This window comes from Armatimonadota bacterium (assembly GCA_031459765.1).
Lineage (GTDB): Bacteria > Sysuimicrobiota > Sysuimicrobiia > Sysuimicrobiales > Kaftiobacteriaceae > Kaftiobacterium > Kaftiobacterium secundum.
Window position 1 is genome coordinate 1 of sequence record JAVKHY010000014.1, and the last position, 17,738, is coordinate 17,738.

Consider the following 17,738-nt stretch of genomic DNA (forward strand, 5'->3'; position numbering starts at 1 on the left):
AGCCGCCGCAAGGTCCGGTCCTTGTCGCCGCCTTCGATCAGGCTGAAGAAGCCGGCCAGCCCGCGGGCCGTCGCGTCCGCGATGAGCAGGTCGTGGGGCAGACCGCTGATCAGCACCAGGTCGAACCGGCGCCGCAGCGCGCCGAGCACGCGCCGGACGGAGGGGAACTCGACCATCCGGTCTTTGGCCGCGTCGTTGTAGGCGGAGTAGCGACGGGAGAAGGCTTCCTCCTGCTCCGGGCCGACCTCCACGCCCAGCGCTTTGGCCGTATCGGCGAGCTGCTGCAGACGGTGCGCGCCGCTGGTCCGGGCATAGGAGGCGTCGACAACGGGACGGGCCGATTCGTCCAGCCCCAGCGTCTCGGCCACGGCGCGCCAGTAGGAGTGGCGCTTGATCTCGTAGGCGTCCACCAGGGTGCCGTCGTAATCGAAGGCGACGACGGGCCTGCTCACCACGGGACTCAGAGCGGGACGCGCACCGCGGCGTCGAAGCGCGTGTAGTAGCGCGAGACGTCACCGCGGCCGTACTTCTTGCGGAAGCGCTCCACGACGGGACGCACCCCGGCGCGCCCGGTGATCGGCTCTCCGGTGACGGTGGCCCGCCGGTCGCCGGCACGGACGACGATCGTGGGATCGGCCTGGACGTTGCGGAACCACTGGGAGCGCGTCCCGGTCACCGGCAACAGCCACATCGTGCCGTCGTCCAGGACGAACCAGACGGGAAGGGTGATCCTCCGACCGGTGCGCCGGCCCCGCACCGTGATCGAGATCTCCTTCCGCCGGCGGAGCGCCTGCCGCAGAGCCCGGGAGGACATCGCGTCTTCTACTGTAGCACGTTCTGCATCAGCATCATGACCAGGAAGCCAGCAACCACGGCCGCCGCCCCGTTCCCGTGCCCGCTGTGTTTTTCGGCCTCCGGAATGATCTCGCTGAAAACGAGAAACCCCATGGCGCCGGCGGCAAACCCCAATCCCAGGGGGACCAGCGGCTCGAAGAACGCCACGGCCAGCGCGGCGGGCACGGCCATGAGCGGCTGGGGCAGGCTGGTGAAGATCGACCACCAGACGCAGGCCCATCCGGAGAATCCCTGGCTGCGCAGCGGCAGCGAGGCCGCCAGGCCCTCGGGGATGTTGTGGATGGCGATGGCCACGGTGACCAGGGCGGCCAGGGCGACCTCTCCGGAGCCGAAGGCCACGCCGACGGCGATGCCTTCGGAGAAGCTGTGGATGGTCAGCGTCCCGATGAAGAGGACGACCCGACGGGCCGGAGCACCGTGCAGGTGGTAGAAATCGAAGGAGGTGTGGCCGAACCGGCGCTCGGTGAGCCAGAAGAGGAAGGCCCCCAGCGCGATTCCTGCCGCCACGGGCGTGTAGCCGTCGCGATTGACGCCCTCGAAGACGAGGTTGAAGACGGAGGCGGAGAGCATCATCCCGCCGCTGAAGCCCCAGGCCAGGCCGAGGAACCGGTCCGGCAGACCTTTGGTGAACAGGAAGGGAACCCCGCCGATCCCGGTGGCGACGGCCGTGGCCAGGGCGGAGAAGAAAGTGACGAGGCCGAGATTCAGCACGTGCGCACCTGCACCAATCCTACCCACCCCGCAGATGACGGACTATACATCCGGCGTCTGATTAGGGCGTCCTAATCGCGGAAGATGCATCCTCACAATTCGGGGTATAATGGGCTCGACCGCGGAGGGGTGCAGGGAACCCGGCCATCCGCGCGGTCTTGAAAACCGCTGGGGCCAAAAGGCCCGTGTGGGTTCAAATCCCACCCCCTCCGCCACATGCGGCTTACACCGGCGCCGGCCCGGCGCGGCCGCGCGCGCTCCAGATGGCGGCCCACAGCGCGCCAAAGCCGGTCCACACCGCCAGCAGCCTGAAGATCCAGCCCACGACGGGCAGCCCCACAAGGATGACCAGCAGGATCACGCCGAGCGCAACGGCGGCGTACGGCGACACCCTGCCTGGGCCGCGGCCGAGCCGGCGCAGGAAGGCGTCCCCCAGCCAGGCGGAGACAAAGACCTGGCTGGGATACAGCGTGGCCAGGTACAGCAGCAGCACAGCGAAGGCGAGCGGAATGCCCACCAGCGTGACGAGCAGCAGCACGATCGCCACCGGCACGATGAACATGAGGATGAACCCCGTCAGCAGGCTCCACCCGAACCGGGAGCGCACCGTCTCCTGGACGTGCCGGACGCCGCGGGGGGTGATCGCGACGAGGATGAGTCCGATGGCCAGCAGCCACAGGGCCTCCAGGATCCGTCCGGCAAACCGCAGGCGTAGCCGCGCCGCCGGGTTCATCACCAGGCGCGGGCGCGACGGGCGATCGAGCCGGGTGATTCCCCCGTCGACCTGGGCCCCGGCCTGCATCTCCAGCGGTCGATCCGCGCCGTAGCGCAGGCTGCCGGTGATGCGGGCCGTCGGAAGCAGCACGACCCGGTCCGCCTGCGCCTCCACGTTCCCCGCAATCGTCCCGCCGATCGTCACCGTTCCGCCCGTGAGCCAGGCGTTGCGCTGCACCGCGCCCGAGACCCGGACAGTGCCGCCGGCGGCGACCAGGTCGCGTCCGACCTCCGCCGCCCGTTCCACGGTGATGTTTCCGCCGGCCAGGACGGCATCAGTCCCGATCGGTCCGCTCACCACCACGTTCCCTCCGGCGGCCCTGAGGGCCCGCCCGACCGGTCCCCTGACGTTTACGGTGCCCCCGGCGGCCAGGATGCCTCCGCCGACGGGGCCGGAGAGCGTGACGGTGCCCCCCGCGGCGACGACATCGCCGTCAACCTCCCCTGCGACCTCGACCGTTCCCCCGCCGGCGTACAGATCGTCGGTGATCTGCTCCGCGACCACGACCGTGTTCCCGCCGCGCGGCACGAAGGCCAGCGCCGAAAGGGGTAACGCCAGGGTCACCAGCAACGCCGCGGCCATGCTCCGAACGCTCATGATCGGACACTCCCTTCATCGTCTCCGCCGGCGGAACCACTGCAGGGCGAAGCGGTCGCACGCCGTCTCCGCCGATCCCTTCCGTCCCAGCACCTCGTGCAGGTAGTAGTGATAGTACTCGTGGCAGTACAGGAACCGGATGACGTCCGTTTTCGTCGCGAAGAGGACGTCCCTGGAAAACCAGCGGAAGCGGAAGGGGTCCGCGCGCGCCCCCCGGGCTTTCACCCGCTGCGCCCGGTAGGGGATCCGCTGCCGAAAGGGGCGGAACGGTTCGGGCACCTGGACCGTGATCACCCGGCGCTCGTAGTCGCAGAGGCCGGCAAGATGCGGCGAGGTTCGGTAGCGGAGGGGCCTGACCTCCAGCCGGTATCCTCGGGCCTGAGCGAGCCCGGCCAGTATCCTTCTCAAGCGCGAGGGCGGGAACCCCTCCAGGGTGGAGGTGATCGTCATCCGGCGCGTCAGCCGTCGCCTGCGCGACATCCGTTACGACGACTTCGGCGGCGGCCAGAGGCATCCTGGGACGCAGCGGTGCACTGGCCTCCAGGGCAGTCTACGGACGCAAGGGGAATTCGTACGCGCCCGCGGAGCCGTTTGACCGGGGGATGGAGGCTCGAATGCGCGTCCCCCGATCGGGCGTGCTCTCCACGAGCAGCGTGCCGCCCAGCCGGACGGCGCGCTCGCGCATCGAGCGCAGACCGAGGTGGCCCGGCGCCTCCTCGAGGGGAAAGCCCACCCCGTCGTCGCCGATCTCCAGGACGAGCTCATCGCCGCCGTTCGCGATGCGCAGGTCGACGCGACGGGCGTGGGCGTGCTTGACGATGTTATTGAGCGCCTCCTGGGCGATGCGGTACACGGTCTCCTTGACCTCGATGGGAACCTCCGGCTCCTCGCTCCACTCCGTCCGGATGTCCAGCCCGTGGCGGGTGCGCAGGGAGTCGATCTGCCTGGCCAGGGCGCCCAGCAGTCCCTCGCTCTCGAGGGTCTCCGGTCGCAGCTCGAAGATGAGCGCCCGCATCTCGGCCAGCCCGGCGTCGGCCAGCGAGAGCACGTACTCGAGAGGCTGGGCGGCGTCCGCCGGAGCGCGGTCCAGCAGCGTGCGGGCGGTCCGCGCGCCCAGGGCGATGCCGTACAGGGCCTGCGACACCGAGTCGTGCAGTTCCCGGGCGATCCGCTGACGCTCCTCGAGGATCGCCTTCTCCTTGGCCTCGGTGAAGAGACGGGAGTTCTCCACGGCGACCGCAGCCTGACCGGCTACCGCCGTCAAAAAGGCGATCTGCGCCTGGCCGGGGTTCTTCCCGCGCGGATAGAAAACCATCAGCGCGCCCAGCGCGCGGCCTCGATAGACCATGGGCACGGAGATGGTCGTGTCCCAGGTGAGCTGGCGCAGGACGGGATAAAGGGGCTCGTAGGCCGGATTGTTGAGCAGCGCGGTACGCGCATTCTCATAGACCATCCAGCGCAGGTTCCGCACCGAATCACAGTAGGGCATCGACGCGCCACGCCGCATCGCCTCCGCCCAGCCCGCCGCGGTGTCCGCGTCGCAGGGGAAGCCATAGGCGCCCCACATCCGAAACTCCCCATGGTGATCGAGCAGGACGACGGCGCAGGCCACCGTGCCGGTCGCCCGCACCACGCTCTTTGCCAGCTTGTCCAGCGTGGTCTCCAGCGGCTCCGCGATCGCCACCTGCGAGGCGATCTCCGACAGGGCCTCGACCCTCCGGGCCAGGTGGCCCGTCTCGGTCACGTCGCGGAAGATCACGACCGTGTAGGTGTTCGCCTCCAGCACCAGCCCCACCGCCGTGAACTCCGCCTCGTAATCCTCGCCGTCGGCCCGCGTCATCACGAAGGCGCCGCGCATGAGCGTGCCCGGAGGCTGCGACGCTTCGTGTTGTGTGATCGCCCGCTGCAGCGCGGCGCGCGCTTCCGGCGGCATCGAGCCGTAGGCGTCCGCGCCGATCAGCTGCTCCATGGTGTACCCGGTGATGCGGCAGGCTGCCGGGTTCGCGTAGACGATCCGGTCCTGCCCGTCGATGAGGATGACGGCCTCCATCAGGGCTCCCAGGGGGGCGGAGACCGCGGCCAGCGCCGCCGTATCCGCAATCATCGGACGGCGCTCTCCCGGGGCGGCGCGGCGACCATGCCGATCCGCGCGGCGTGGAGGGCGGCCTGGGTGCGGCTCTGCACGCCCAGCTTGGCCAGGATGTTGCTGACGTGGGTCTTGACGGTCTTCTCCCCGATGCCCAGACGCTGGGCGATCTCCTTGTTCGCCTTCCCCTCCGCCACGAGTCGCAGGACGTCCGTCTCGCGATCGGTCAGCGTTTCGGGGCTGTCCGGCGCGCGCACTTCGCGCACCAGGCGGGCGGCGGCCTCCGGAGCCAGCTGGACGCGGTCCTCCGCGGCGGCCCGGATCGCCTCGCGCAGGGCCTCGGCGTCGGTGGTCTTCAGCAGGTAGCCGATCGCCCCGGCGCGGATGGCGCCGACGACGGAGGCGTCCTCCAGCACGCTGGTCAGCGCCACCACCGCGGTCTCGGGATAGGCGGCGCGGATGGCCCGCGTGGCGGCGATGCCGTCCATGACCGGCATGAGGAGGTCCATCAGCACCACGTCCGGCCGGCGCTCACCGACCAGACGGAGGGCCTCCGCGCCGTCCGCCGCTTCGCCGATGATCTCGATCTCGGGGTCCAGGGCCAGGAACATGCGCAGCCCCTCGCGGACCACGGCGTGATCGTCGGCAACCAGGATGCGGATCGACATGGTGGGACCTCCGTCCTTCCAGTATCGGGCCGTCGTCCGGCCCGTGTCCTCCGCCTTTGGTCGGAGGTCTCTCGATCCGGTGGGGGAGAGCGCCGCTCCGCAGCAGGTCGGAGCGCAGATCGGGACGTTCGTTCGACGTCGGGGCTTCCACTCTGTAGTGTACTGGATCTCAGAGTCGTTGGCCATCACGGGTCAACGACCCGGCCGGCCGGAAACATCCCGAACGACGGCCGGCCGAGCCGAGCACGGTGGACCCGCTCGCTGCGGGGCTCATCGGAAAGGAGGATGCCTCAATGAAGCGCACACTCGCCGCATTGGCGCTGGTCGCCTTGCTGGCCCCGGCGGCCTTCGCCGCGGAGGTCGGATTCTCCGACATCGAGCGGCCGGTCGACGCCACCGCCAACCAGCTGCACAAGCAGAACCAGGATGGCGCGGGACTGGCCGGCAGCCGGTCCGTCACCGAGGAAGACCAGCCGGTGGAGATCTTCATGTTGGAGGGCCTGTAATCGGCCCTGCTCCCACCGACCGGAGACCGGGATCAGGCAGAATCTGGAGGGCGGGCCGGGCAGCCGGTCCCCCTCCAGCAGCGTCTGGGGCCGCCGATGATCCGACTCCTGGTGGTGGAGAATCAGCCCGCCATCCGACGGGGGCTGCAGATGTGGCTGGGCCTGGCCCCGGACCTGACGGTGCTGGACCGGGCCGGGGACGGTCTGGCCGCCCTGTGGCACGCCGCCGTGAATCGACCGGACGTCATCCTGGTGCACCTGGAATCCGTGGACCTCAACACCCGGCTGATCGCGGCGATGCGCCGGGCGGCACCGGAGAGCCGCGTGGTGGTGCTGAGCCTCCACGACGACGCGCCCACGCGACGACGGGTGCTGGGCGCGGGGGCCGCCGCCTTCGTCTCCATGCACGAGGTCACGGAGCGGTTGCTGCAGGCCATCCGTCAGGCCGCAGCCCGCCCGCCGGCGGAGCCGGAGCACGAACAGAGATCGGCCGACCTGAACCCCGCGCCATGCCGGGGAGAGCCGCAGACCCTATAATGGCGGTAGACTCTCCGGAGGTGTGACATGGCCCTGCCCGAGTTCCGCAACGAGCCCTTCGTCGATTTCTCGCTGGACGCCCACCGCTCGGCGATGCTCACGGCGCTGACCCAGGTCGGGAGCGAGCTGGGGAGAGAGTTCCCCCTCGTCATCGGCGGCCGACGGATTGCGGCCCCGGACAAGTTCCGGTCGATGAACCCGTCCCGCAAAGACGAGGTCGTGGCCGTCTGTCAGAAGGCCACGCCCGACCACGTCCAGCAGGCCGTGGCCGCGGCGGAGGAGGCCTTCAGCCGCTGGTCGCGGGTGCCGGCGGAGGAGCGCGCCGCGATCCTGCTGCGGGCCGCGGACCGGCTGCGCCGGCGCAAATTCTGGGCCGCCGCCTGGCAGGTCTACGAGGTGGCCAAGAACTGGGGCGAGGCCGACGCCGACGTGGCGGAGACCATCGACCACCTGGAGTTCTTCGCCCGCGAGGCCCTTCGCTATGCGCAGGGCCAGCGGACGGCGCCCCATCCCCAGGAGTTCAGCGAGTACGCCTACCTGCCCCTGGGCGTGGTCGCGGTCATCCCGCCGTGGAACTTCCCGCTGGCCATTCCCGTGGGGATGGCCTCCGCGGCCATCGCCGCCGGCAACACGGTGGTGATGAAGCCCTCCTCGGACTCGCCGGCCAACGCCTACGTCTTCCTCGAGGTCATGGAGGAGGCGGGGTTGCCCCCGGGAGTGCTGAACATCATCACCGGCTCGGGCGCCAGCGTCGGCGACCCGCTGGTGCTGCATCCGCGGGTGCGCATGGTGGCCTTCACCGGGAGCAAAGAGGTGGGCATCCGGCTCTACGAGCAGACGGCGAAGGTCTCTCCCGGACAGATCTGGCTGAAGCGCTGCATCGCGGAGATGGGCGGCAAGAACGCGGTGATCATCGACGACGAAGCCGACCTGGAGGAGGCGGTGGCCGCAGCCGTGGTCTCGGGCTACGGCTTCCAGGGCCAGAAGTGCTCGGCCGGCTCACGTCTGGTGGCCACCGCCGGGGTCTACAAAGACGTGGTCGAGGCCTTCGTGGAGAAGGTGCGGGCCCTGGAGCAGGGGCCGGCCAAGGAGAATTACCCCTCCGGGCCGGTGATCAACGAGCGGGCGAAGCAGACGATCCTGGACTACATCCGGATCGGGAAGTCCGAAGGCCGGCTGGCCGCCGGCGGGGAGCCGGGCGATCCCTCGGGCCACTACATCCAGCCCACGGTGTTCGTCGACGTGGATCCCCGGGCCCGCATCGCGCAGGAGGAGATCTTCGGTCCGGTGGTCGCCGTGATCAGGGCCAAGGACTTCGACGACGCCCTGGCCATCGCCAACGGGACGGAGTACGGGTTGACCGGCGCGGTGTTCTCCCGCAATCCGGAGAAGCTGGCCCGGGCCCGCCGCGAGTTCTTCTGCGGCAACCTCTACCTCAACCGCAAGTGCACGGGCGCCCTGGTCGGCGTGCACCCCTTCGGGGGGTTCAACATGAGCGGGACCGACGCCAAAGTGGGCGGGCCCGACTACCTGCTGTACTTCCTGCAGCCCAAGGTGGTGTCGATCAAGCACCACTAGGGGCCGGATCAGCTCTCGGGATGGGCCCGCCAGCGGCGGCGGGTGGGTTCCACCGCGCGCAAGACGGCGCGGATGATGGGGACGCCGCCGATGATGAGGACCCCCTCGGCCACCAGCAGCGGCGGGAACGTTCCGTACGGGGGCCGGAGCACCAGGAAGGGCAGGTGGAGCACGACGGACAGCATGAATCCCACGGATGCGGCGATGGTCAGCGCGTAGAAGGCGGCCCCGGCGTAAGGCCAGCGCCGGCCCAGGGCGTAGCACCCCCAGGCCCCGACCAGGTTGGCCGTCGGCATGAAGATGAGCTCCCACGGGCCCGCATAGGGGCTGGCCAGATTCCCCAGGAAGTTGCCCAGGACAAAGGCGGCAATGAGGTGGGGCTCCCAGATGACCATCGGCTTCAGCACCTCGGCCAGGCGGAACTGCAGGGGGCCGTAGCTGGCGGGCTGGAGGACGACGGTGAGGACGGCATAGAGGGCCGCGACGACGCCGACCTCGGCTATGGTCGGGCCCGGCCTGAGGCGTCCCATGAGACCTTGCACACGGTGTGGATCCCGCCGCGGATCCTGTAGTCGAGGGTGACCTCCATCCACTGCGGCTCGACGACCCGCACGAGGTCCTCCAGGATACGGTTGACCGCGTGCTCCTGGTAGATCCCGACGTTGCGGAAGGAGAGGAGGTAGTACTTGAGCGAGCGCAACTCCAGGATCTTCTTCCCCGGGAGGTAGCGGATCAGGACGCGGCCGAAGTCGGGCAGCCCCGACCAGGGGCAGACGGCCGTGAACTCGTCGGTGTCGATGTCCACCGCCACGTCCCGGCCCGGGTACTCGTAGGGAAAGGTCTCCAGCACCGAGGCGTCGATGGCCTCGTATCCCTGCACCGCCAGACCGCGCGGTTTCGCCTCCGTCGATGCCTCGTCCACCGGCAGCGTCACCCCGATCAGAGCGTCCACAGCCTCGGGTCGTTCACCAGTATAGCATCGGGATCGCATCGGGTCCGGCGACGAGCCATGGGGGACATCGTGGCTACGCCGGCGGCGGGTGGAGCTCGTCGAAGGCGGCGGCCACATCCCCGCCCAGGCTGGCCAGGTGCTCCCGCATGCTGGCCTCGGCGCGGGCGGCGTCGCGGGCGCGCACCGCGGCGACGAGTTTGGCCATTTCCCGGAAGGTCTTGCCGGCCCTCCCCCGCAGCTGGAAGCTTGCCGCGTATACCGGCCGCAGGCGCAGCCGCAGGGTGCGGATCGTCTCTTCAAGGGGCCGGTTCTGCGCCATCTGCGCCACGGCCGTGTGGATGGCGTCGTCCGCGGCCACCACCTGGGCCAGATCCTCCTGCTTCAGCGCCGCCCCGTAGGTCTTGATCAGGGCGTTCAACTGCGCCAGAAACGCCGGCGTGGCGCGTTCGGCGGCCCGCCGCGCCGCCAGGCCCTCCACCACCTCCGCCAACGCGTAGAGGTCTTCCACATCCTCGCGGCGCAAAAGCGGTACCATCATCCCCCGGCCGGGGATGGCGGCCACCAGCCCCTCCGCTTCCAGACGGCGGAGCGCGTCGCGGATCGGGGTCCGGCTCACCTGCCAGGCGGAGGCGAGTTCAACTTCGTTGATCCGGGACCCCGGAGGGATGCGGCCGGTCAGCACCGCCTCCCGCAGCCGGCGGTAGACCGCGGTGCCGACGGTCTCGCGCACCAGCGGGGGGCCCAGCGGCGTCTCGGGGGCGGTCGCCGGACCGCGTGCGCCGCCGCCCATCCCCGATCCCTCCGGGGAGGATCCGGGTCCGCGTCGTAGATAGGAATTCATTATACTGATCCAGGAATTCTGCATATCCGGCACAGTTCCTACATTCCGGCATCTGAGGTCATGGGGTCCTGAGGTCCCTTGCCCCGGGCGATCGGCCGATGCTAGCCTGGGACCGGCTGGTGGGGCGGTTCTCGGGGATACCGAGGGAGGTGGAGAGGTGACCTACATCATCGCCGAGCCCTGCATCGGGGTCAAGGACCGGGCCTGCGTGGAGGTCTGCCCCGTCGACTGCATCTACGAGTATGTCGAGGATGTGGGGGCCTTTGTCGTCCCGGATCCGTCGACCGGGGCGGGCCCGGACAAGCAGGTCATTCCGCGGGGAGAAGCCACACACGTCCCGCCGGAGACGGGCATCACCAAGGAACAGCTCAAGGCCCAGTTGTTCATCCACCCGGAGGAGTGCATCGACTGCGGCGCCTGCGAGTCGGTCTGTCCGGTCACGGCGATCTTCCCCGAGGGCAGCGTGCCCGAGCAATGGCAGGCCTACATTCCGCTCCAGTACGCGGCGTTCGGGATCAAGAAGTAGACGTCGGGCCGGGAGGGCGGTAGAGCCGACCGGATGGACCCGGTCGGCTCCTCGTCTTCTCGAGACCGTTATTTTTTCCGGTACCGCAGCGCTGAGCAGGACCCGGCGCGCAGGGTCTTGAAATGGGGCTGAGCGGAGGAGTCATACATCCGATCAAGGGGGGACGCAGCGTGGCGAGAAAGGCGCGGAAGAGCAAGGCACCGGCCAGGAAGAAGGCCACCGGGGGCAAGGTCTCCCGCAAGAAGGCCGCCGCGAAGAAGCCGGCGGCCGCCAAGCGGGCCACCGCCCGGAAGCCCGCAGCCCAGAAGGAACCGACAACGCCCCAGACGCCGTCGCAGCCGGGGCAGTCCTGGACGCCGTCGGGGGAGGGTTGGTTCCCCACGCAGTAGAGCTCTCCACACCCTGACACTGGACAGCGAGGACCCCGGGGGCCGGGGTCCTCGCTCTTTCCGGCGCCCGGAGGTCTGCCGCGGCCAGGGCAACGGGGTCATCCCCGACCGTCCCCCCTCCCACCCCTGGTGGCCTGCTCCACCGCCGTCGCCGCGACCAAACAGAGGGAACCCCGCCCGGCGCGTGCAAGAGATGAGGTGACTATCTCCGCACGGAGGCGAAAGATGCGCAGGGCATGGAGAGTGTTGCCGGCGATGGTGCTGGTGGCCGGGCTGGCCGCCGTGGGCGGCGCGGCGCCGGCCTTTCCCGACCGGCCGGTCGAGATCATCGCGCCTGCCGGCGTCGGGGGCGGCTGGGACACCCTGTCCCGCCTGACGGCCAGGACGCTGGCCGAGGAGAAGCTCGTCACGCAGCCCATCACCGTGACCAATATGCCGGGCGGTTCCGGCGCCGTAGCCATCGCCCACGTCGTGACCCGGCGGAAGGGAGACGCCTACACGCTCGTCGCCTTCTCCCCCGCGCTGACCCTGACGATCGTCAACCGCAACACCCCCTACTCCTACAAGGACGTCGTTCCGATCACCGCCCTGAGCACCGACTATGGCGTCCTGGTCGTGCGCAAGGACTCCGCAATCAACAACCTGCGCACGCTCCTGGAGGTCCTGAAGCGGGATCCCGGCGCCGGGGTCGTGGCCGGCGGGAGTGCCCCGGGCAGCATGGACCACATCATCTTCGCCAAGGCCGCCCGGGCAGGCGGGGTCGATCCGCTGAAGGTCCGCTACATTCCCTTCCAGGGGGGCGGCGAGGCTATGGCCGCGCTCCTGGGCGGCAGCGCCACGGTCCTCTCCACCGGGGCCTCCGAGGTCATCGGCCAGCTCCAGGCCGGCGCGGTGCGGGTGCTGGCGATTTTCTCGGAGCAGCGTCTGGGCGGCGCGTTCCGGAACGTGCCGACCGCCGCGGAGCAGGGGTACAACGTGACCTTCCCCATCTGGCGGGGCTTCTACGGGCCGCCGGAGATGCCGGCCAGCGCCGTCAAGTTCTGGGAAGAGACGTTGGTGAAGATGACGAAGACGAAGAGCTGGGAGAAAGTGCTCAACGACACCCAGTGGTTCTCGTTCGTCGTCAGCGGCGACCGCTTCCGCCGCTTCCTGGAAGAGGATACGAAGAGCTTCGAAACGCTCCTGCGGGACCTCGGGTTCGTCAAGTAGGGCATGGCAGCTGAACGCGGGCCGGCCGCACGCCCCCTGAGACAGGGCGGGCGCAGCGACCGGCTCGCGGCCCTCATCATCTTCGGCATTTCCGCGCTGTACGTCCGATACGCCCTGACCTTCCAGCCGCCGCGCTTCCGCAGCGAAGCCCTCGGCCCGGCCACCTTTCCCTTGATGATCGGCGGACTCATGCTCGCCTGCAGCGCCTGGCTGTTCTTTCAGTCCTTTCGCCCGTCGGACGCACACCGGCCCACCTGGGCAGGATACCTCACCGCGGCGGCGCTGTGGGGCCTCCTGCTCGGGTACGTCCTGCTCTTCGACCGGCTGGGCTTTCCCCTGAGTACGGCCCTGTTCCTGGCCGCGGCCCTGCGCCTGTTGGAGATCCGTCCCTGGTGGAAGGTGACGCTGTATACGGTCATCTTCACCGCGGGACTGTACTACGCGTTCAGCGCGCTGGACGTGCGGCTCCCCCCCGGAGAGTGGCTCCGCCGGTGATCGACGTCTGGCAGCACCTGCTCTTCGGCTTCCAGGTCGCCCTGCGGCCGGAGAACCTCGGCCTCGCCTTCGCCGGCGCGCTGCTCGGCACGGTGGTCGGGGTGCTCCCCGGGATCGGGCCGGTGGGCGGGATCGCCATCCTGCTCCCCCTAACCTTCAAGCTGCCGCCTGCCTCGGCGATGATCATGCTCACCGCGGTCTACTACGGCACGATGTACGGGGGCTCCACCACCTCGATCCTGATGAACGTCCCCGGCGAAGCCTCCTCGGTGGTCACCTCCTTCGACGGCTACGCCATGGCCCAGCAGGGGCGGGCCGGACCGGCTCTGGCCATCGCCGCGGTGGGCTCCTTCATCGCCGGGACGCTGTCCATCATCGCCCTGACCTTCTTCTCCCCGCTGCTGGCGGCGTGGGGACTGACCTTCGGCCCCCCGGAGTACTTCGGGCTGATGCTCTTCGGGCTGTCCGCCGTGAGCAGCCTGGCCGGGGAGTCGCTGGTGAAAGCGCTGCTCTCCATGGGCTTCGGCCTGATGCTGGCCACCGTCGGCACCGACCTGGTCACCGGCGTGCCGCGCTTCACCTTCAACATCCCCTACCTGCTGGACGGCATCGACTTCGTCGTGGTGGTGATCGGGCTGTTCGCCATCTCCGAGATCATGCTCTCCGTGGAGGAGCTCCGGGGGGCGCCCCGGAGGCCCGTGAAGCTGGAGCGCATCTGGCTCGGCGTGAGGGACTTCCTGCAGTCCTTCTGGGCCATCATCCGCGGCAGCGTCATCGGGTTCTACATCGGCATCCTCCCCGCGGCCGGGGCGACGATCGCCTCCTTCCTGAGCTACAGCGTGGAGAAGCAGCTGGCGCGGGACCCGAGCACCTTCGGCAGGGGCGACATCCGCGGGGTGGCGGCGCCGGAGTCGGCCAACAACGCCGCCGCCGTGGGCAACATGATCCCGATGCTCACTCTGGGGATCCCCGGCTCCTCCACCACCGCCCTGATGCTGGGCGCCCTGCTCGTCCTCAACGTGGTCCCCGGACCGCTGTTGTTCCGCGACCACCCCGATGTGGTCTGGGGGCTGGTGGCCAGCATGTACGTGAGCAACCTGATCCTGCTCATCCTCAACCTGCCGCTGGTCGGCCTCTTCGTGCGCATCCTCTCCATCCCGCAGTCCGTGCTTTACCCGCTGATCGTGGCCATCTGCGTCATCGGCACCTACGCCGTCAACTTCAGCGCCTTCGACCTGCTGGTGATGGCCGCCCTCGGTCTCGTCGCCTACTACATGCGGAAGAACGCCTACCCGCTGGGTCCGGCCGTCCTGGGCCTGGTCCTGGGAGACCTCATGGAACAGAACCTGCGGCGCTCGCTGATCATGAGCCAGACCGGCGCGCTGATCTTCTTCACCCGTCCGATCACGGCCACCCTGATCGCGCTGTCCGTGCTCTCCCTCCTGTCGCCCGCCCTGCTCCGCCTGTTCCGTCCCCGTCCCGCCTAGGCTCCGGTACGCAGCCGGGGGTCGAGGGCGTCGCGCAGGCCGTCGCCCAGCAGGTTGAAGGCCATGACGGCCAGGAAGATCGCCAAACCCGGGAAAGTGGCGATGTACCACGATGAGAAGAGATAGGTCTGCCCCTCCCCCAGCATCGTCCCCCACTCCGGGGTCGGCGGTTTCACCCCCAGGCCGAGGAAGCCCAGCCCCGCCGCGGTCAGGATGGCCGTGCCCAGCTGCAGGGTGGACTGGACGATCACCGGGGCCAGGCTGTTGGGGAGGACGTGCCGGAGGACGATGCGGCTCTCCGCCGCACCGAGGGCCCGGGCGGCCTCGATGTAGGTCTGCTCCTTGATGTACAGGGCCACGGCCCGCACCAGACGGATGTAGACCGGCGCCGAGGCCAGTCCCACCGAGACCACGACGTTGGTCACGCCCACGCCCAGCACGGCGATGAGGGTCAGGGCCAGCAAGAAGCCGGGGAAGGCCAGGAGCAGATCCACGACCCGCTGGATGAGGAGATCAACGACTCCGCCGCGGTAGCCGGAGATCAGCCCGACCGGCACGCCGATGGCCGCGGAGATCGCCACGGCCAGGAAGCCGATGAGAAAGGAAACGCGCGTGCCGTAGACGATGCGCGTCAGCAGGTCGCGGCCGAGCTGGTCGGTGCCCAGGGGGTGGGCGAGCGACGGCCGCCGCAGCACCTGCTCGAAATCGGCGGCGTTGGGATCGTCGGCCAGCAGGAGCGGACCGAGGATCCCGGCGGCGACGAAGGCGGCGAGGATGAGGAGGCCCAGGACGGCCGTGCGGCGGCGGGCCAGCCGGCGCAGGACGCCGATCCGCCGCGGTCGGGCCCCCTGGTGCGGCCACGGCATCAGGGAGGAGTCACTGGTAGCGGATGCGCGGGTCGACATAGACGTAGAGGAGGTCGACGAGCACATTGATGGCGGCGTAGAGGGCGGCGAAGATCAGGATGATCCCCTGGATGACCGGATAGTCGCGGGAGGTGATGGCGTTGACCAGGAGCCGGCCGATGCCGGGCCAGGCGAAGGTGGTCTCGGTCAGGACCGCGCCGCCCAGCAGCGCCCCGAACTGCAAGCCGACGACGGTCAGGACGGGAATGAGCGCGTTCCGCAGGGCGTGCCGGAGCGTGACCGCCGCCTCATGGACGCCCTTCGCCCGCGCTGTCCGCACGTAGTCCTGATGGAAGGTCTCCAGCAGGCTACTCCGCGTCATCCGCGCCACGATGGCGATCGAGAAGGCGGCCAGGGTGATGGTCGGGAGCACGTAGGAGGCCGGGCCGCCGTACCCGCCGGCCGGAAACCAGCCCAGGTAGACGGAGAACAGCAACATCAGCATCAGCCCCAGCCAGAAGACGGGGATGGAGACCCCGAAGAGCGCCACGCTCATGATCAGGTAGTCCAGGGCCGAGTTCCGGCGGACGGCCGAGACGGTTCCGGCGGCCAGCCCCAGGACGGCGGCCACGACGGTGCTGGCCACCGCCAGCCCGACCGTCGGTCCCAGCCGCCAGCGGATCTCTTCCGCCACCGGCGCGCGTGTGACGGCGGAGGTCCCCAGGTCTCCGCGGATCAACCGCCCGAGGTAGAGGGCGTACTGGACGTGGATCGGCCGCGTCAGCCCCAGCTCGACCCGGATACGCCGCACCTCCTCGTCGGAGGCGGTCAACCCCGCGATGAGACGGGCGGGGTCCCCCGGAATGAGCCGGATCAGCAGGAAGATGACAACGGTGACCCCGAGCAGCGTGGGGACCGTCAGGGCTACCCGGCGGAGCAGGTAGAGACCGAGGGACGACATCAGCGAAGGGGCCGCCGCCGGGCGGCGACGGCCCCCCCACCACCTGTGCCTCGGTCTACGGCTCCCACGTGGCGTTGCTCGTGTCCCACTTCTCGATGGGAAGGACCCGCACGCCCTTGAGATTCCGGACCGTCGCTACGTACCACTTCTGCGTCCACAGGAACACCCAGGGCGCGTCGTTCCAGATAAGCTGCTGCGCCTCCCTGTACAGCTCCTTGCGCTTCGCGTCGTCGATGGTGCTGCGCGCCTCGTCCAGCAGCTGGTCCACACGGGGGTTCCTGTAGAAGGCCGGTCCCAGTCCCTTCGGCGGGTGGGCCGCCCCGGAGTGGAACTGGCCGTAGAGCGCCCCGTCGCAGTCCAGCACGGGCCAGGCCCAGCCCAGGACGATCATCTGGACGCGCGTCCGGTCCGGCGGGGCGACGACCGTGCTCACATAGGACGGCCAGTCCATCGTGCTGAGGTTGGCCCGGACCCCGACGTTGCGCAGTTGCGCGGCCACGGCCTGGGCGAACTGGAAGTCCTGGATGTACCGGCCCGTGGGCGAGAAGAAGTTCACCTCGAAGCCGTCCCGGTAGCCGGCCTCCGCCAGGAGCTGCTTCGCCTTGATCGGGTTGTAGGGCCAGCCCCCCTCCTGCACGGCCACCCCGCCGAACATCATCGGCGGGCACGGCGAGACGGCCACGGTCCCCAGATCGAAGAGGACGCTGGCCAGGATGGCCTTCTTGTTGATCGCGTAGTTCATCGCCTGACGGACGCGCACGTCTCTGAAGGGGCCCCACTGGTTGTTCAGCACAAGGAAGATCGTCCGGTCGGTGGCCGCCTCGACCACGGTCACCCGCGGGTTCTGCCGCAACCCTTTGACGTCGGGAGCCGGGGGCAGCATCGCCATGTGCACGTCACCCGCCAGCAACTGGGCCAGCCGGGTGCCGGCGTCGGGCACGACGCGGAAGAGCACCTCATCGAAGACCGGCCTCTTCCCCCAGTAGTTCGGGTTGCGTTCCACGAGGATGCTCTCGCCGCGGCGCCACTCCTTGAACATGTAGGGTCCGGTCCCGGCGCCGACGGGGGCGACGCTGAACCGGTCGCCGGCACGCTGCACCGCCGCGGGGGACAGGATGGCCGCCGTCGTCGTCCCCAGCCCCGTCAGGACGAAGGGGCTGGGCTGGCTCAACTGGAGCCGCAGGCTCAGCTCGCCCATGGTCTCGACGGCCGTGATCGGTGCAAAGAGATAGCGGTTGGGGTTCCTGACCTTGGGGTCCAGCAGCCGCTCGATGGTCGCCTTCACCGCCGCCGCGTTCATCGGGGACCCGTCGTGGAAGCGGACGCCCGGCCGGAGCTGGAAGGTGATGCTGCGGCCGTCGCGGGCCACCTGCCAGCGCGTGGCCAGCTTCGGCCGGACCTCGCCCGGCACGGATTCCACATCGACGAGGGTCTCGTAGAAGTAGTCCACCATATTGTTGACCGTCGTTGTGGTGCCCCCCGCCGGGTCCAGCGTGTCGGCGTCGATGCCGACGGCGATGCGCAGTTGTCGGGGCACGGCCTGAGCGCCCGCCGGAACGTTCTGCATTCCTACCGCTGAGGCGATCAGCGCCGCGACAACGCCGAGGCGTACCAGAGCCCTGAGCACAGCCACCCCTCCTTCCCACAGGTAAACCGCCAGGTACGGATGTGGGAAGAGTTACGGCGCCCGGGCCGCCATCCCTCCGTGTCCTGGGATCCA

21 protein-coding genes and 1 tRNA gene are annotated in these 17,738 nt (G+C 69.5%); 9 read left to right on the plus strand and 13 right to left on the minus strand.

The annotated features are described in order from the left end of the window. From QN141_12360 to QN141_12370, 3 genes are all read right to left on the minus strand, one after another. Positions 1-452: HAD hydrolase-like protein (locus QN141_12360; GenBank protein ID MDR7559269.1), on the minus strand; the 452-nt coding region annotated here is incomplete at its 3' end. Positions 453-460: 8 nt separating this feature from the next. Then, positions 461-814, minus strand: coding sequence for a nitroreductase/quinone reductase family protein (locus tag QN141_12365; GenBank protein ID MDR7559270.1), 354 nt, complete (start codon positions 812-814; stop codon positions 461-463). 8 nt (positions 815-822) lie between these two features. Then, entirely contained in the window at positions 823-1,566 is a 744-nt protein-coding gene (locus QN141_12370) for a ZIP family metal transporter (protein ID MDR7559271.1), read from the minus strand. A 123-nt stretch (positions 1,567-1,689) separates the two neighbouring features. Between QN141_12370 and QN141_12375 the strand changes: the two genes are divergently transcribed. Then, a tRNA-Ser gene (locus tag QN141_12375) sits at positions 1,690-1,781 on the plus strand. An 8-nt stretch (positions 1,782-1,789) separates the two neighbouring features. Here QN141_12375 and QN141_12380 read toward each other — a convergent pair. The 4 genes from QN141_12380 to QN141_12395 all read right to left on the minus strand — a co-directional run bounded on the left by QN141_12380 (position 1,790) and on the right by QN141_12395 (position 5,692). Beyond that, a complete protein-coding gene (locus QN141_12380; protein ID MDR7559272.1) occupies positions 1,790-2,938 on the minus strand; it encodes a hypothetical protein in 1,149 nt (382 codons plus the stop codon). 15 nt (positions 2,939-2,953) lie between these two features. Then, positions 2,954-3,418 (minus strand): hypothetical protein, encoded by a 465-nt coding sequence (locus QN141_12385; GenBank protein ID MDR7559273.1) that lies wholly within the window; start codon positions 3,416-3,418, stop codon positions 2,954-2,956. Positions 3,419-3,488: 70 nt separating this feature from the next. Further along, entirely contained in the window at positions 3,489-5,042 is a 1,554-nt protein-coding gene (locus QN141_12390) for a histidine kinase (protein MDR7559274.1), read from the minus strand. After that, positions 5,039-5,692 (minus strand): response regulator transcription factor, encoded by a 654-nt coding sequence (locus tag QN141_12395; protein MDR7559275.1) that lies wholly within the window; start codon positions 5,690-5,692, stop codon positions 5,039-5,041. The genes QN141_12390 and QN141_12395 overlap by 4 nt, the downstream gene beginning before the upstream one ends. A gap of 293 nt (positions 5,693-5,985) precedes the next feature. Here QN141_12395 and QN141_12400 point away from each other — a divergent pair, with 293 nt between their 5' ends. The 3 genes from QN141_12400 to pruA all read left to right on the plus strand — a co-directional run bounded on the left by QN141_12400 (position 5,986) and on the right by pruA (position 8,313). Next, positions 5,986-6,198, plus strand: a complete 213-nt coding sequence (locus tag QN141_12400; protein MDR7559276.1) for a hypothetical protein — start codon at positions 5,986-5,988, stop codon at positions 6,196-6,198. Positions 6,199-6,294: 96 nt separating this feature from the next. Beyond that, entirely contained in the window at positions 6,295-6,735 is a 441-nt protein-coding gene (locus tag QN141_12405) for a response regulator transcription factor (GenBank protein ID MDR7559277.1), read from the plus strand. A 27-nt stretch (positions 6,736-6,762) separates the two neighbouring features. Further along, on the plus strand, positions 6,763-8,313 hold the full coding sequence (gene pruA, locus QN141_12410; protein MDR7559278.1) for an L-glutamate gamma-semialdehyde dehydrogenase: 1,551 nt from the start codon (positions 6,763-6,765) through the stop codon (positions 8,311-8,313). Positions 8,314-8,321: 8 nt separating this feature from the next. Here the strand turns inward: pruA and QN141_12415 are convergent, their stop codons facing one another. The 3 genes from QN141_12415 to QN141_12425 form a co-directional block, all read right to left on the minus strand. Next, complete coding sequence (locus QN141_12415) at positions 8,322-8,843, minus strand: QueT transporter family protein (protein MDR7559279.1); 522 nt, start codon at positions 8,841-8,843, stop codon at positions 8,322-8,324. Next, positions 8,813-9,199: a preQ(1) synthase gene (queF, locus tag QN141_12420; protein ID MDR7559280.1), complete on the minus strand. Its 387-nt coding sequence runs from the start codon at positions 9,197-9,199 to the stop codon at positions 8,813-8,815. The genes QN141_12415 and queF overlap by 31 nt, the downstream gene beginning before the upstream one ends. A 139-nt stretch (positions 9,200-9,338) precedes the next feature. After that, the gene (locus QN141_12425) at positions 9,339-10,055 is read right to left on the minus strand and encodes a GntR family transcriptional regulator (protein MDR7559281.1); all 717 of its coding nucleotides are present in this window, start codon (positions 10,053-10,055) and stop codon (positions 9,339-9,341) included. A 208-nt stretch (positions 10,056-10,263) separates the two neighbouring features. Here QN141_12425 and QN141_12430 point away from each other — a divergent pair, with 208 nt between their 5' ends. The 5 genes from QN141_12430 (at position 10,264) to QN141_12450 (ending at position 14,212) form a co-directional block, all read left to right on the plus strand. Beyond that, entirely contained in the window at positions 10,264-10,632 is a 369-nt protein-coding gene (locus QN141_12430; GenBank protein ID MDR7559282.1) for a 4Fe-4S binding protein, read from the plus strand. A 170-nt stretch (positions 10,633-10,802) separates the two neighbouring features. Beyond that, entirely contained in the window at positions 10,803-11,021 is a 219-nt protein-coding gene (locus tag QN141_12435) for a hypothetical protein (GenBank protein MDR7559283.1), read from the plus strand. Positions 11,022-11,246: 225 nt separating this feature from the next. Continuing rightward, positions 11,247-12,230 carry a tripartite tricarboxylate transporter substrate binding protein gene (locus tag QN141_12440; protein ID MDR7559284.1) on the plus strand — a complete coding sequence of 328 codons (984 nt, stop codon included), beginning with the start codon at positions 11,247-11,249 and terminating at the stop codon, positions 12,228-12,230. Positions 12,231-12,233: 3 nt separating this feature from the next. Next, positions 12,234-12,725, plus strand: a complete 492-nt coding sequence (locus QN141_12445; protein MDR7559285.1) for a tripartite tricarboxylate transporter TctB family protein — start codon at positions 12,234-12,236, stop codon at positions 12,723-12,725. Then, positions 12,722-14,212 carry a tripartite tricarboxylate transporter permease gene (locus QN141_12450; GenBank protein ID MDR7559286.1) on the plus strand — a complete coding sequence of 497 codons (1,491 nt, stop codon included), beginning with the start codon at positions 12,722-12,724 and terminating at the stop codon, positions 14,210-14,212. The genes QN141_12445 and QN141_12450 overlap by 4 nt, the downstream gene beginning before the upstream one ends. Here the strand turns inward: QN141_12450 and QN141_12455 are convergent. From QN141_12455 to QN141_12465, 3 genes are read right to left on the minus strand one after another with little or no spacing between them, the layout of a single operon-like run. After that, positions 14,209-15,078: an ABC transporter permease gene (locus QN141_12455; GenBank protein MDR7559287.1), complete on the minus strand. Its 870-nt coding sequence runs from the start codon at positions 15,076-15,078 to the stop codon at positions 14,209-14,211. The two genes, QN141_12450 and QN141_12455, sit on opposite strands and share 4 nt — an antisense overlap. Positions 15,079-15,088: 10 nt before the next feature. Continuing rightward, a complete protein-coding gene (locus tag QN141_12460) occupies positions 15,089-16,018 on the minus strand; it encodes an ABC transporter permease (protein ID MDR7559288.1) in 930 nt (309 codons plus the stop codon). Positions 16,019-16,073: 55 nt separating this feature from the next. Next, positions 16,074-17,651, minus strand: a complete 1,578-nt coding sequence (locus tag QN141_12465; GenBank protein MDR7559289.1) for an ABC transporter substrate-binding protein — start codon at positions 17,649-17,651, stop codon at positions 16,074-16,076. Between the last annotated feature and the right edge of the window lie 87 nt (positions 17,652-17,738).